Annotated in this window: 10 protein-coding genes; 9 read left to right on the forward strand and 1 reads right to left on the reverse strand. The window is 36.9% G+C overall.

Features of this window, described 5'->3' with window-relative positions; genetic code table 11:
• The first annotated feature begins 16 nt into the window (after positions 1 to 16).
• Together mnmG and rsmG are read left to right on the forward strand one after the other, a co-directional pair.
• Positions 17 to 1,909, forward strand: coding sequence for a tRNA uridine-5-carboxymethylaminomethyl(34) synthesis enzyme MnmG (mnmG, locus tag ACGH4F_RS00080; RefSeq protein WP_267351168.1), 1,893 nt, complete (start codon positions 17 to 19; stop codon positions 1,907 to 1,909).
• Positions 1,887 to 2,495 (forward strand): 16S rRNA (guanine(527)-N(7))-methyltransferase RsmG, encoded by a 609-nt coding sequence (gene rsmG / locus ACGH4F_RS00085; RefSeq protein WP_267379479.1) that lies wholly within the window; start codon positions 1,887 to 1,889, stop codon positions 2,493 to 2,495. Before mnmG ends, rsmG begins: the two co-directional genes overlap by 23 nt.
• A 33-nt stretch (positions 2,496 to 2,528) precedes the next feature.
• Here the strand turns inward: rsmG and ACGH4F_RS00090 are convergent, their stop codons facing one another.
• On the reverse strand, positions 2,529 to 3,764 hold the full coding sequence (locus ACGH4F_RS00090) for an N-acetylmuramoyl-L-alanine amidase (protein ID WP_267360529.1): 1,236 nt from the start codon (positions 3,762 to 3,764) through the stop codon (positions 2,529 to 2,531).
• A 1,064-nt stretch (positions 3,765 to 4,828) separates the two neighbouring features.
• Between ACGH4F_RS00090 and miaB the strand changes: the two genes are divergently transcribed.
• The 7 genes from miaB to ACGH4F_RS00125 all read left to right on the forward strand — a co-directional run bounded on the left by miaB (position 4,829) and on the right by ACGH4F_RS00125 (position 15,563).
• Positions 4,829 to 6,256 (forward strand): tRNA (N6-isopentenyl adenosine(37)-C2)-methylthiotransferase MiaB, encoded by a 1,428-nt coding sequence (miaB, locus tag ACGH4F_RS00095; protein WP_267351163.1) that lies wholly within the window; start codon positions 4,829 to 4,831, stop codon positions 6,254 to 6,256.
• 64 nt (positions 6,257 to 6,320) lie between these two features.
• Positions 6,321 to 6,800 carry a zinc-ribbon domain-containing protein gene (locus tag ACGH4F_RS00100; protein WP_065558468.1) on the forward strand — a complete coding sequence of 160 codons (480 nt, stop codon included), beginning with the start codon at positions 6,321 to 6,323 and terminating at the stop codon, positions 6,798 to 6,800.
• Between the two features lie 24 nt (positions 6,801 to 6,824).
• Positions 6,825 to 7,841, forward strand: coding sequence for a PhoH family protein (locus ACGH4F_RS00105; protein WP_411589511.1), 1,017 nt, complete (start codon positions 6,825 to 6,827; stop codon positions 7,839 to 7,841).
• Entirely contained in the window at positions 7,802 to 9,796 is a 1,995-nt protein-coding gene (mrdA, locus tag ACGH4F_RS00110; RefSeq protein ID WP_411589513.1) for a penicillin-binding protein 2, read from the forward strand. The genes ACGH4F_RS00105 and mrdA overlap by 40 nt, the downstream gene beginning before the upstream one ends.
• A 2-nt stretch (positions 9,797 to 9,798) precedes the next feature.
• Positions 9,799 to 10,905: a peptidoglycan glycosyltransferase MrdB gene (mrdB, locus tag ACGH4F_RS00115; RefSeq protein WP_267351159.1), complete on the forward strand. Its 1,107-nt coding sequence runs from the start codon at positions 9,799 to 9,801 to the stop codon at positions 10,903 to 10,905.
• A 14-nt stretch (positions 10,906 to 10,919) separates the two neighbouring features.
• Complete coding sequence (locus ACGH4F_RS00120) at positions 10,920 to 12,101, forward strand: serine hydrolase (RefSeq protein ID WP_267351158.1); 1,182 nt, start codon at positions 10,920 to 10,922, stop codon at positions 12,099 to 12,101.
• Positions 12,102 to 12,680: 579 nt separating this feature from the next.
• A complete protein-coding gene (locus ACGH4F_RS00125) occupies positions 12,681 to 15,563 on the forward strand; it encodes a type VI secretion system Vgr family protein (RefSeq protein WP_411589515.1) in 2,883 nt (960 codons plus the stop codon).
• Positions 15,564 to 15,567 lie beyond the last annotated feature (4 nt).

Here is a 15,567-nt window from a genome sequence, read left to right on the forward strand (position 1 = left end):
AACAACGAGGCTTTATATGTTTTATCCAGATCTTTTTGATGTCATTATTGTCGGCGGCGGTCATGCTGGCACAGAAGCTGCCATGGCATCAGCAAGAATGGGCCGCAAAACACTACTTTTAACCCATAATATCAATACATTAGGACAAATGTCCTGTAATCCTGCTATAGGTGGTATTGGTAAAGGTCACTTGGTAAAAGAAATCGATGCCATGGGCGGATTAATGGCTCATGCGATTGATCTTGCAGGGATCCAATTTAGGATCCTTAATAGCAGTAAAGGTCCAGCGGTCAGAGCAACACGTGCACAAGCGGATCGATCGCTTTATCGAAAAGTGATCAGAACAACACTTGAAAACCAAGAAAACTTAATGCTCTTTCAACAATCCGTAGAAGATGTGATCATTGAAAACGATCAGATCACCGGAGTTAAAACGCAAATGGGCGTCTCTTTTAAAGCTAAAGCCGTCGTCTTAACGGCTGGCACTTTTCTAAATGGAAAAATCCATATTGGTTTAGATAATTACAGTGGAGGAAGAACAGGGGATCCTGCCTCAATTGGACTATCTAAATCATTACATCAATACCCATTTAGAATGGGAAGATTAAAAACAGGTACACCACCGCGTATTGATGCCCGAACAATTGATTTTTCTAAATTAGGTACACAATATGGAGATGATCCTGTTCCGGTATTTTCGTTTTTAGGTAATGCTAATCAGCACCCAAAACAGATCCCATGTTATATAACAAGCACAAACGAAACGACACATGAGATCATTCGTAATAGCTTAGATCGAAGTCCAATGTACACAGGGGTGATTGAAGGCGTAGGTCCAAGATATTGTCCTTCAATTGAAGACAAAATTATGCGTTTTTCAGATCGCAATTCTCATCAGATCTATTTAGAGCCAGAAGGATTAGATAGTAACGAAATATACCCAAATGGGATCTCAACCAGTTTACCATTTGATACGCAACTTGCTTTTGTACGTAGTATGAAAGGTCTTGAAAATGCTAATATCATCAGACCCGGGTATGCGATCGAATATGATTATTTTGATCCTCGTGATCTCAAACCTACACTTGAAAGTAAAGTGATCAAAGGGCTATTTTTAGCTGGACAAATTAATGGGACAACAGGGTATGAAGAGGCAGCAGCTCAAGGCATGTTAGCAGGTTTAAATGCCGCACGGTTTGTTTATGATCAAGATCAATGGTATCCAACGCGTGATCAAGCTTATTTAGGTGTACTGGTTGATGATCTTTGTACGTTAGGCACCAATGAACCTTACCGAATGTTTACTTCTCGTGCTGAATATCGTTTGATGTTACGTGAAGATAACGCTGATATTCGCTTAACTGAAATTGGTCGTAAGCTAGGCATGGTTGATGATTATCGTTGGCAAAAATTTAACGAAAAATTTGAAGCGATAGAACAAGAAAGAGCACGTTTACGCGATATATGGGTGCATCCACATATTGAAACTATTGATGAAGTGAATGCCGTTTTAAGTGCTAATTTAACCAAAGAAGCAAATGGTGAAGAGTTACTTAAACGCCCTGAAATGAGCTATAACACATTGAAATCATTATCACTATTTGCGCCTGGATTAACTGATCCTAGTGCTGCAGAACAAGTTGAAATTCAAGTTAAATATGATGGATATATTAAACTTCAAATTGAAGAAATCGAGCGCCAAAAACGTAACGAAGAAACATTAATTCCTGAGCATATTGATTATGCTGAAATTTCTGGATTATCAAACGAAGTTGTCGCTAAATTGAAACAGCATAAACCAGTATCGATCGGGCAAGCTTCACGTATTTCAGGCATAACACCAGCGGCAATATCAATGTTATTAGTTTATTTAAAAAAGAAGAATTATGTTAAAAAAGAAACTCACTAATCTTATTGATCAAACAGATCTTTTGATCACAGATCAGCAAATTGATCTGCTTATTGAGTATGTTGAAATGCTGAATAAGTGGAATAAAGCCTATAATTTAACTGCTGTGCGTGATCCCAACGAAATGTTAGTAAAACACATTATGGATAGTTTAGTGGTATCGCCCTATTTAGTGGGCGAACATTTTATTGATGTTGGAACAGGACCAGGGTTACCTGGTATTCCATTAGCGATCATCAATCCGGATAAACAATTTGATTTAGTTGACAGTTTAGGAAAACGTATCCGTTTTTTAAAACAGGTAAAATTTGAATTAAAACTGAATAATATTAATCCGGTGCAAAGCCGCATAGAAGACTATACCGAACAACAGTTTGATGGTGTCATTAGCCGAGCGTTTGCTTCATTACAAGATATGCTCACTTGGTGTCAGCATCTACCAAATCAACAGGGATCGTTTTATGCTTTAAAAGGTAGTGAACAAGATCCTATCCCTGAAGGGTTCGAACTTAAACAGAATATCAAACTGACTATTCCACAATTAAATGCGGATAGATGTTTAACGATTATTACTAAAGTTAATTGACGATAATTTTAATTCTTACCTGAGAAAGAAATATTAATTTTTACGCTTTTTCAGGTAATCTTTGATACCACTAACAATCGCTTTTGATACTTGATTCTGGAAAGAAGCGGTTTTTAATTTTTTTTCTTCGTTAATATTACTAATAAAAGCGGTTTCCACCAAAACAGAAGGAATATCAGGGGCTTTTAAAACAGCAAAACCTGCTTTTTCAAGTGAAGGTTTATGTAAACTATTGACGCCTTTTAGTCGATTTAATATAGCATTACCTAATAATACACCGTTGCTAATAGTTGTTTTTTGGACTAAATCTAAAATAGTATTATCTAAATATTTATCACCACTGCGACTCACGCCACCTATTTGATCGGCATTATTTTGTGTTTGAGCCAAATAATTTGCTGCCGAACTTGTCGCCCCTCGGGTGGATAATGAAAATACAGAAGATCCTCTAACTGATCGACTGGTAAATGCATCTGCATGGATAGAAATAAAAAGATCGGCATGTAAAGATCGTGCTTTAGCTACTCGTACTTTCAATGGGATAAACACATCTTCATTACGGGTCATATAAACTTTAACATTCGGCTCTTTTTTCAATAAATTAAAAGTTCTGCGTGCAATTTGTAAAACAATATCCTTTTCTCTGGTTTTGTTATAGCCAATCGCACCCGGATCTTCACCGCCATGACCGGGATCGAGCATCACAATAATCGGGCTATTTTTCTTTTTATTAATGGGTGGTTTGATCTCAGCTTGCTGTTGGTTTAGATCACCTTTTGTATATTCTTCTAACAGTGCTAATAAAGGATCATCATCTGTTATTGAAGATTGTTTTGAAGGATAAAGATCGATGACTAAACGGTTTTTAAATTCGGCTACAGGGGGTAACGTAAAAGTATTGGGGTCTATTCCTTGCTTAGCTTCGATCATGATTCTGACCGTTTTAGCATCCAGCTGGATAACTTGAATTGATTTGATGTAAGGATCGTGACTTAATACTTTCGATGAAATACTTTTTAAAACAGGATTTGAATTGATATTATCAATATCGATCACTAATCGATCTGGGTTAAATAATGCAGCACTTTTGTATTTAAGCTTACTATTAGATTCTAACGTAATTCGTGTGTAAGTAGAGGAAGGCCAAATACGAACAGCGACCATTTGTGCCATTGCTGAAGCAAGACCAACACGAGTGACAGACAATAAACAAGTCGCAAGAATACCTTTAACTAAAAGGCGTTTTGTTGGACTGAACGTTTTTGACATATCTAGGCACTTTCAATAATTAAATTAAGGCGGATAATAACATAAATTATTGTGAATGGTAAAAGTTACCAAGAATTATAACTGTTTCGCATCGTTGCAAAAAAAGCTTTTGCTTTAATTCGAAAACATATTCATAAAATTAAAAAAAAGAGAGTAACAGAAGTTACTCTCTCACTCAATTGGAAGAACTTTGAAAACTACCAAAAGAGTATGTTATAAACTGTATTTAGCAGTTATATCGATTCCTTTAAAAAGGAGGACTACTGATAAATAACGAGTTACTTCTCGTTAAATTTATCCCAACAAATATTAACGAGAAAATCTAGCTTAATGGCCAGTCAATTCAGTGCTAAAGTATTGTTAGTTGTAGTCCTCCAACAATAAGCACCGATTGTTAACTAAAGTCAATCTTTAATTTAATAAAGAAAGCATTTAGTAACTGCTAAATAGTATATCATTTAGAATAAAAATATGAAAGGTAATTTAGTGACTAAAAATTAAAAATATTTAATTGATTGATAGAGTTATTAAGAGCATCTGAAATAAATATAAAGATTATCGTTACAAAAAGACGAGTAACCTAAGTCACTCGCCCTCATTATGTCATTTAAAATCTAAATAGCAATAGTCTTAAAAACGACTACACTAGATGGATTTATTTTGTTTAAATATTTCTGAATTATTCAAATCATTTTGAAATATTTAAAATAAGTTCTGACGAGAAATTCTAACAAATGGTTAGTCATTCAAGTTGGTAGCATAACTTTGTGTAGTTCCTGCTGACAACTATGTTAATACTGAAAAATCCTATGGTAGAACCAAATGATACAAATCAGTAGTAGTAACTATAATCCAAAAAAATGAAAAATATAACAATTAATTAGTAATTTTATGTTAACTGTTTTAAGCATAAATTAAAAAGGTTAAATTGAAATTATTTTTTTTAGATAACAATTATTATTTTATTATAGACCCTACATTCACAAAGGATTACAATATGGCACGCTAAAATCGCGGATTTAAACCCGTTTTCATTTTAACAATTAAATATAGCTGAGTTATTGATGAGCAAAAAATTACATATCAAAACTTGGGGCTGCCAAATGAATGAATATGATTCAACCAAAATGGCAGATCTCCTTGAATCCACCCACGGTTTAACATTAACAGACAACGCAGAAGAAGCAGATATTTTATTATTAAATACTTGCTCGATTCGAGAAAAAGCGCAAGAAAAAGTTTTTCATCAATTAGGACGTTGGAAAAATTTAAAACAACATAATCCCGAAATTATCATTGGGGTTGGTGGATGTGTGGCTTCTCAAGAAGGTGCGCATATTCGTAAACGTGCACCTTTTGTCGATATTATTTTCGGTCCGCAGACTTTTCACCGTTTACCGGAAATGATAGAGCAAATTCGAAGTGGAAAAGGAAATCATGTTGTCGATGTAAGCTTTCCTGAAATTGAAAAGTTTGATCGCTTACCTGAACCTCGCAGTGAAGGTCCGACAGCGTTTGTCTCGATTATGGAAGGATGTAATAAATATTGTACCTATTGTGTGGTACCTTATACCCGTGGTGAAGAAGTGAGCCGACCTTGTGACGATGTAATTTATGAAATAGCTCAACTGGCAGAACAAGGTGTGCGTGAAGTTAATCTGCTTGGTCAAAATGTCAATGCTTATCGAGGACCAACCTTCGATGGCGATATTTGTTCATTTGCAGAACTACTTCGGTTAGTCGCTGCCATTGATGGTATTGATCGTATTCGTTTTACAACCAGTCATCCAATTGAGTTTACTGATGATATTATCGATGTTTATCGTGATACGCCTGAATTAGTTAACTTTTTACATCTACCGGTGCAAAGTGGATCGGATCGTGTTTTAAATTTAATGAAACGTACGCATACGGCACTTGAATACAAATCAATTATCCGAAAACTACGTAAAGTCCGTCCAGACATTCAAATTAGTTCTGATTTTATTGTTGGATTCCCGGGTGAAACACAAGAAGATTTTGAACAAACCATGAAATTAATTGCTGATGTCAATTTTGACTTAAGCTATAGCTTTGTCTATTCTGCACGCCCTGGTACACCAGCGGCAGAAATGGAAGATAACGTTTCTGAAGACGAGAAAAAACAACGTCTTTATATCCTACAAGAACGTATCAATCAACAAGCAATGCAATTTAGCCGTCGTATGTTAAATACCGTGCAACGCATTTTAGTCGAAGGACCATCTAAGAAAGATCTGATGGAACTAACGGGCAGAACTGAAAATAACCGTATTGTTAACTTTGAAGGTCATCCTAATATGATTGGTAAATTTGTTGATGTTGAAATTACCGATGTTTATCCAAATTCATTAAGAGGTAAAGTTGTGCGTACCGAGGATGAAATGGATCTGCGTGTGAGTGAATCTCCTATGTCTGTAATCTCAAGAACCCGTAAAGAAAACGATTTAGGTGTCGGTATCTACCAACCATAATAAAAATAACATATTGAATTATTAAAAAAATAATATTTTATCATAATGGAAAGGAAAGAAAAAAATGCTTATTATATTCGGCTCGAGAGGTCGTGAAGTAAACGAAAAAACAGGGCAATTTAATTGCCCTAGTTGTTGTACACAGCAAAACATCAAAACTGATGAAAAACAACAACAATATACGCAAGTTAAAGTGGCAAGATATTTTACATTGTTTTTTATACCAATATTCAGTTTTCAAACATTAGGAAGATACATTAGATGTAATCATTGTCATTCAGAATATAATGAAAATGTTTTAAAATATGTACCGCCTACATTAGAAGAAGAAATTGGTCAGGATGTTGAGCAAGAATTAAAAAGTGGTACACCAATCTCAATGATGATCAATAAACTAAAAACGCAAGGATTAGATGAACAACAGGCTACAAAACTGGTTGATCAGATAGTATCGGGAAATATTGTTACTTGTCATCATTGTAAAAAGGAATTTTTGAAAGGTGTTGAAAAATGTCCTTTATGTGAAGGATATCTTAGCAATTAACATGAATGATTAGAGGGCTTATCATTGAAAATTATTACACATCAAACCGTGCTTGAACCAGATGATAATCAAAGATTAAATAGTCTTTGTGGCCCTCATGATGACAACGTAAAACAACTTGAACGTCGACTTGGTATTGAAATTAATCATCGAGGTAATCTATTTTTGATTACCGGTGATCAGATTTGTGTTAACGCAGCCGATCAGATTTTAATGTCACTTTATCAACAAACTAAAACCAAAAACAACATTATTGATATTGAACCCGAACACATTCATTTAGCAATAAAAGAATCCGGTGCGCTTGAAAAAATGAAAGAACATCTTCCTGCTTATACTGATCAGCATGGAAGTAAAATGGTGATGATTAAAACAAAACGTGGGGTAATCAAACCAAGAACGCCCAATCAGGCTCAATATATTGCGCATGTTTTAGATTATGATATCTCGTTTGGTATTGGACCTGCGGGAACGGGTAAAACCTATTTAGCGGTGGCAGCTGCTGTTGATGCATTAGAAAAGCAACAGATTCGTCGGATAGTACTGACTCGACCCGCTGTTGAAGCGGGTGAAAAACTTGGATTCTTACCAGGTGATTTAAGCCAGAAAGTCGACCCGTATTTACGCCCACTTTATGATGCGCTATTTGAAATGCTGGGTTTTGAAAAAGTCGAAAAACTGATTGAAAAAAGCGTGATTGAAGTTGCGCCACTAGCGTATATGCGTGGTCGTACCCTAAATGATGCATTTATTATTCTCGATGAAAGCCAAAACACCACAATAGAACAAATGAAGATGTTTCTAACACGCATTGGCTTTAACTCAAAAGCTGTTATAACAGGGGATATCACTCAAATTGATTTACCGCGTCACCAAAAATCCGGTTTACGTCATGCAATTGAAGTTTTAAGCCAAGTTGATGAAATTAGTTTTAACTTTTTTAATAGTGAAGATGTTGTTCGTCATCCGGTAGTTGCCAGAATTGTCAACGCTTATGAACAATGGGAACAACAAGAGCATCAATCAAAAAGCAGTATTTAAGGAGTATTATTATCCCTATTACAACAAAAAAAAAGCGAACTAATATTCGGGATCATTCAGCAGAAACAAACTTATTCCTGCGTAGAGCTTTGTTTGCTTTTGTGGTAATTATCTTTTTGATTATTATTTTATTAGTGAATTTAGCGGATCTTCAAATTGCTAATTTTAGTTATTACAGTACTAAATCAAATAATAATCGTATCGAAATTATTCCTATTCCTCCTAGTCGCGGCATGATTTATGACCGTAATGGAACGCCATTAGCCAGTAATAATATCACCTATCAACTAAACATTATTCCTGATAAAACCAAAAATCTGAATGAACAATTTGAACAATTAAAAAAAGTGGTTGATTTGACAGATGAAGATATTGAAAATTTCCAAAAAGAAAGACGAAATTATCGCGCTCACAGACCCGTTCCGCTAAAAGATAACCTTAGTAAAGAACAAATTGCACGATTTGTTGTCGATCAACACAGATTTCCTTTTGCCTCAATTGTTAAAATACAACACCGCTATTACCCTTATGGTGCATCACTAACTCACATTCTGGGGTATATCTCAAAAATAAATAGCCAAGATAAAAAGCGGTTAGAAGAAGAAAATAAAACCAGTAATTATGTTGCGACGCTCAATATCGGAAAAATGGGCATTGAACGCTATTATGAAAACATATTACATGGCACAGCTGGTTATGAAAAAGTTGAAGTTAATAGTCGCGGACGTATCGTCCGACTCCTTGAACAGCATCCACCACAAGCAGGCGAAGATATCTATTTATCAATAAATCTCAAATTACAACTTTACATCGAAAAACTTCTTGCTGGGCGCAAAGCTGCTGTGGTGGCGATTGATCCCAATAACGGTGAAGTCCTAGCGATGGTATCAAGCCCTAGTTATGATTCAAATGATTTTGTTGGAGGGATATCAAGTGCAAAATATAATGAATTACTTAATGATCCGAACAAACCTTTATTTAATCGGGCTTTATTGGGGGCTTATCCACCTGCTTCAACCGTAAAACCCTTTATCTCTGTAGCTGCATTAAGTGAAGGGGTTGTAACGCCCAAAAGCGTGGTTAACGATCCTGGATGGTGGCAATTACCGGGAACTGAAAGACGTTACCGAGACTGGCTAAAATGGGGACATGGTCGGGTTGATGTACTAAAAGCGATAGAAGAATCAGTAGATACCTATTTTTATCAAGTTGCTTATGATATGGGGATTGATCGTTTAAGTTTATGGATGACTAAATTTGGCTATGGTCAACGCACTGGAATTGATATGTCACCAAGTGAAGAGACACGCGCTGTTATGCCAAGTCGAGAATGGAAAAGTAAACGTCATAAAAAATCCTGGTTACAAGGAGACACTATCCCTGTTGGCATTGGTCAAGGATACTGGACTGCAACACCAATGCAAATGGCAAAAGCATTAACTATCTTAATTAATAATGGAAAAACTTATACCCCCCATTTTTTACTGTATAAAAAGAGTGATATTTTAAATTCCAATGAAGATCAGTTTCACATTGATCCCGTTCAATTTGAACAGCCAAATAATTTAACAGAAGTTAAAACAAATTATTGGGATTTAGCGAAAGAAGGGATGTATAGAGTGATGTTTGGTTCACGAGGAACAGCACGTAAAGTGTATGCTGGCGCTCAATATCAAGCAGCAGGAAAATCAGGAACAGCACAAGTGTATGGTTTAAGAGAAAACGAAACTTATAATGCGAACAATATTCCCGAGCATTTACGTGATCATGCATTATTTATTGCTTATGCGCCTTACGATAAACCCAAAATAGCATTGGCTATTGTACTTGAAAATGGGGGGGGCGGAAGCTCAAATGGTGGTGCGGTTGCACGCAAAATTCTTGATTTTTATCTATTAGGCAATCACTCCACTGATCTCGATGACGCAGTTCAAGATACAGGATATGAAAATTAATTATGAATAACATCAAAAAATCTTTTTGGCAAAAGATACATATTGATCCCCTTTTTTTTCTATTTATAACGCTACTACTCTGTTATAGCTTATATATACTTTGGAGTGCGAGTGGGCAAAATATCGATATGATACAAAAGCGAGTGATACAAATACTTCTTGGTTTTTTTATCATGATATTTTTAGCTCAATTTTCACCTCGAACCTATGAAAAATGGGCTCCCTATCTTTATATTTTTTGTATTATCATTTTACTGTTTGTTGATATTTTTGGTTACACCAGTAAAGGCGCACAAAGATGGTTAGACTTAGGTGTATTGCGATTTCAACCATCAGAAATTGCAAAAATAGCCGTGCCATTAATGGTTGCTAAATTTATTCATCGTGATGGCTGTCCTCCACCTTTAAAAACCACATTACAAACCTTGGCTATTATTGGTGTGCCAACTTTACTTGTTGCAATGCAACCGGATTTAGGTACAGCTATATTAATTGTCATGTCAGGAATATTTATTATCTTTTTGGCTGGTATTGATTGGCGATTTATCATTGTTGCTGTCATCTTAATTGCTGCTTTTTTACCTATCATGTGGTTCTTTTTAATGCATGATTATCAACGTGAACGGGTGTTAACACTTTTTAATCCTGAGCGAGATCCAAATGGTACGGGTTATCATATTATTCAATCTAAAACCGCCATTGGTTCTGGAGGGATATGGGGTAAAGGATGGCTTGAAGGCACGCAATCACAATTAGAATTCTTACCAGAAAGACATACTGACTTTATTTTTTCTGTAATTGCAGAAGAATTTGGTTTTATTGGTACTATCGTTCTGTTAATTCTTTTTTTATGTTTAATTGTTCGTGGGTTAATTATTGCATCACAAGCACAAACGACATTTGGTCGGATATTATCCGGTGGTTTGATTTTAGTCTTCTTTGTCTACGTGTTCATTAATATCGGTATGGTCAGTGGAATCTTACCGGTAGTTGGTGTACCATTACCTTTAATAAGTTACGGTGGCTCATCATTAGTCGTTTTAATGGCATGTTTTGGCATTATGATGTCTATTCACACACATCGATATATGTTATCTAAAAATATTTAACGGAATTCAAATAAATGAAAAAGAAATTTAAATTATCTTTTGCTATCTTGATGCTGTCAATTTGCACATCAGCATCTGCTGATATGCCTTTTCCTATTCCAGCTATTCCCCAATTAAATGCTGAATCTTATATTTTAATGGATGCCAAATCAGGCGAAATTTTAGCGGAATATAACGCTGAACAACAACGTGATCCAGCCAGTCTTACCAAAATGATGACCAGCTATGTAGTTGGTCAAGCTTTACACTCAGGTCGAATTAAAAATGATGATATGGTTGTAGTCAGTAAAGATGCATGGGCAACGGGTAACCCTGTATTAAAAGGATCATCATTAATGTTTTTGGAAGTGGGTAAAACCGTTTCTGTTTCGGATCTTAACAAAGGTATCATCATTCAATCAGGTAACGACGCTTGTATTGCAATGGCTGAACATATCGCAGGTAGCCAAGGTGCTTTTGTTAATTTAATGAATGACTATGCCAAAAAAATAGGTTTGGAACATACCCATTTTGAAACTGTACATGGACTTGATGCGCCAGGACAATATACCACAGCCAAAGATATGGTGTTATTAGGTCGCGCATTGATTCGTGATTTACCTGATGAATATGCGATTTATAAAGAAAAAGAATTTACTTATAATCTTTCTAAACCGCAATTAAATCGTAATGGCTTACTATGGGATACTACATTAAATGTAGACGGAATCAAAACAGGTCATACCCAAGCAGCCGGTTACAACTTAGTTGCCTCTGCTGTCGAGGGTAATACCCGTTTAATATCGGCAGTATTAGGCGGAAGAACCTATAAAGGTCGGGAAGAAGAAAGTAAGAAATTATTAGTTTGGGGCTTTCGATTCTTCGAAACGGCTAACCCTATAAAAGCGAATATGCCTTTATTTACTGAATCCATTTGGTATGGAGATGAAAATAAAATCCAACTAGGTTCAATAGACGGTGCTTATGTTACTGTACCAAAAGGTCGTTCAGCTGATCTACAAATAAAATATGTCATTGATAACTATATTTATGCACCGATAATGAAAGGAAGAACAGTAGGTAAAATACAATTTTTATTAGATGGCAAAGTGATTAATGAACAACCATTAGTGGCACTGCAAAATGTTGCAGAAACTGGGTTCTTTGGATCTGTATGGGATTGGATAGAATTACAGTTTGTAAAAATTTTTAATTAATAGCTTCCTTTTTTAGTTTTGCAAGCTTTGCTTGCAAAACGCTCTATTTATAGCCCTTCATTAATGATTTGATGAAAAAATATCTCCCGTTCTAGTTTCACCTTCCTCCTCAATATTTAAAAAAATTAAAAGCCGTCAATTCACTTTATTTAAATGCGTTTAACATCACTGTATCCATTATCAATAGCAATAAAAAATTAACCTTATTAACAAAATATTTTCAATTTATTTAACAAAAGCTTGCTTAGCTTAACGAATGATCTTATCATTGTAAAATGATTAAGATTATCAAAATCGATAACATAAATAAAAGTTAATTAGGGATAGTATGGATATTAAGGAGTAGTTGTGGTTCGTTGTTTAGTGCTATCAGATAACCGATTACCTATTTACGGTCATTTCTGTCATTTTCATGATGATTTGTATCTCAACTTACAATCATTATCACATCAATTTCTTGATTCTTTTCTGATTATCGATGTCCCCAATTACTCCAACTTAATCAACCAAAATCATTATTACCTAAATAACGTTGGAAAGCTGATTAATCAGTTTGATACATCAGGAAAGGAGTAACCCATGGCGAACAAAATAACTACCCTTATCAATCAAGTCGGTGAAGGTTTACTGAATGAATTAACGGGTGAGGTCAGCCACAATCGCTACACCTTAACGGTTGATAATCTGATTTCGCCTGTTTCTGTTTTACACGTACAAGGTGATGAACAGCTCAACCAGCCATGGCATTACACCATTGACTTTACCAGCCCTGATAAAACCTTATCGCCCGATGATATACTCAACCAAAAAGCGTCATTTTCCTTTAACCCTGCGGTTAAAAATGTGCTGGCAACGGCGATTCGTTCCCTAAGTGACCTGCCTGTCGAGAGTGACTTACGCAAAATATATGGTGCTATCACCCGTTTTAGTTTGTTATCGGTCAGTAAAGAGCAGGCACATTATCAGATAGTGTTATCGCCTCGTTTAGCCAGATTAGCTTTAAATCGCAATAATGCGATATACCAAAACCAAAGTGTGATTAGTGTGGTTGAAGAAGTGCTGCGCAGTCATGGTTTTACCGGCATCGATTACCGTCTGGAATTAAACAGCAGCTACCCTGAACGTGAATTTATCACCCAATGGCAGGAAAGTGACTTAAGCTTTATCCAGCGTCTGCTGGCAGATATTGGTGTCTGGTTTCGATTTGAAACGCATGCTGAGCACAATTGCGATGTAATGGTGATAAGCGATTATGAACAAGGTTATGAGCAGGTCAGCGATATTGATTACCAGTTACCCAGCGGGACGCTGGATGGCGGCGCAGAAAGTATCTGGGATATCCGGTTACGCAGTCGGGTGGTGGAATCATCGGTTAAAGTGCAGGATTACAACTATCGGGATGCGAAAGCGAATTTACACGGTGACGTGAACAGCCAGCCAAAAGACAGCACCACCTATGGCACGGATTACCGTTATGGCGAACACTACAAAGGGCTGAGAAGTAACGGACAAGAAGATAAGCTGAACGGTGATGTAGATGATGTAGATAACGATAACGACGATAATCATTCTAACCCGAGCGACCCGAATAATGTCACGGAAAGCGGACAATGGTATGCCCGAATACGGCATGAACAGGCAATCAGTGAAAAAATCGTGATTAGCGGTAAAAGCAACCGCTATCACCTGACACCGGGACAACGGATACAGATTAAAGGCAGTCCGTTAGTTGATATTGCTGACGGGGTGATAATATTAAGTGTGGAAGGGCAAGGCAACCGCACGGATGCTTACGAGCTGCATTTTACCGCTATCCCGTATCAGGTATTCAAACCATACCGTCCCAAACCGATAGCCTGGCCGCAAATCGGGGGGACTTTACCGGCACGGGTGAGCAGTCCGGACAATGACACCTATGGCTATATTGATACTCAAGGTCGGTATCGGGTGAAATTTAACTATGACCTGAAAGCGTGGAAAGCAGGCAATGAAAGTTTATGGGTAAGACTGGCAAAACCGTATGCCGGAGGCACTTATGGCTTTCATTTTCCGTTAATTGACGGCACGGAAGTCGCCATGGCATTTATGGACGGCAATCCTGACCGCCCGTATATCGCTCATGCCATGCACGACAGTGCCCACCCCGACCATGTCACCACCATAAACAAACACCGTAATGTGATTCGCACCCCCACCAATAACAAATTGCGCATGGATGACAAACGAGGGCAGGAGCATATCAAGCTGGCGACCGAATACGGCAAAACGCAACTTAATCTGGGTCACTTAGTCAACCAAAAAAAAGCGTTACGGGGCGAAGGGTTTGAACTGCGCACTGATGAATGGGGGGCGATAGCGGCTGAAAAAGGCTTATACCTGACCAGCCAGACCGAGCCGAAAGCGCAGGGCAAACAGCTGGATATGCAAGATGCGATTGCGCAACTAGAAAACGCCTTATCGATTGCTAAATCACTGCAAAATGCCGCCAGTCAAGCCGAAGCCCACGGCGCTGACACCGACAGCCAAGACCAGCTCAAGGCAAACTTAACTGAGCTGGCGCAAAGTGGCATATTAGCTTACGCTCAGCAAGGTATTGCGTTAACCAGTCCTGAAAACATCCAGTTATCAACCGGTAACAGCGTAAGTGTCACCGCTGAAAACCAGACTGACATCACGGCATTAAAAAACATCACACTAACATCGGGCGATGCGATAGGGTTATTTGCTCATAAATCGGGGATGAAGGTCTTTGCCAACCAGGGGGATATTGAAACACAAGCCCAAAATGCCAACCTGAATATGGCGGCTAAACAAGATGTCCACATTGACAGTGTAGACAGCAAAATGACATTAAGCGCAGACAAAACAATCGCCTTAATGTGTGGCGGTTCATACATTGAAATTAGCGAAAAAGGCATTGTACTGGGCACACCGGATAATGTGTACATGAAATGTAATGCGATGCAAAAAATGGGACCAAAAACATTAAATTACGAACCAATAAATGTACCTGCATTATTTACAGAACAAGACATGCAAGAAGGTTTAACGTTGATCTTAGAAACTGAAGATGGCTATCGAATCCCAATGACCAAGTATGTTGTACGGTTTAAAAATGGCGAATTAAGGCAAGGAAGATTAGACCGTGAAGGAAAAGTTGTATTAAAAAATGTGCCACAAGGAATGGAATATGCTTATGCCTATCCAGATCAAGACGATATTTTAGCTAAAGCAAATGCACAGCGATTACATAATGCAATAGAAGCCGGAAACGCAGAAAAAATGATTGATTATTTGTGTTTTGCGGAAGAAATTGTTGCAAAAACAATTGAAGTTTATAAACAAATCTATCATCAAGATCTGGTTAAAAATATAGAAAAATCAATTGGTCCTTACAATAACCACAAAGATCTCATTAATTTTCTGTTAGCTAAAGCTAATTCAATCAATAAAAACAATTAGGATT

Source organism: Gilliamella sp. CG35, from assembly GCF_046635745.1.
Classification (GTDB): Bacteria; Pseudomonadota; Gammaproteobacteria; order Enterobacterales; family Orbaceae; genus Gilliamella; species Gilliamella apicola_I.